Annotated in this window: 1 pseudogene; it reads left to right on the top strand. The window is 68.3% G+C overall.

What is annotated here, in order from left to right:
* A pseudogene (locus ACOADB_RS21530) lies at window positions 1–375 on the top strand (ATP-dependent DNA helicase); the annotation flags it as partial.

Genomic DNA, 375 nt, shown 5'->3' with positions numbered 1-375 from the left:
CGGATCCGGGAAGGTGCGCCCGACGAGCAGGGCGAGCTGATCCAGATCCCCGAGGGGACGATGGGGGCGAAGGTCCTCGAGCTGCGCAAGTGGGCCGAGAAGGCCTCCAAGGCCAAGGAGACCGGCGAACGCGACGAGGCGCCGCGGCACACCGAGAAGGAGTGGCGCCAGGTCAGCGTCTCCGCACGCGAGTGCCTCAGCGCGAGCAAGTGCGCGTACGGCGAGGAGTGCTTCGCCGAGCGCGCGAAGGAGAAGGCGCAGCGCTCGCACCTGATCATCACCAACCACTCCTTGCTAGCGATCGACGCGATCGAGGGCATCCCCATGATCCCCGAGTACGACGCCGTGGTGATTGACGAGGCGCACGAGCTCGCC

Origin of the sequence: Nocardioides sp. CPCC 206348 (assembly GCF_048654705.1) — a bacterium.
In the GTDB taxonomy this organism is placed as follows: Bacteria; Actinomycetota; Actinomycetes; order Propionibacteriales; family Nocardioidaceae; genus Nocardioides.
Note: the sequence above shows the minus strand (reverse complement) of the source record. Positions and strands in the feature narration are given on the sequence as shown.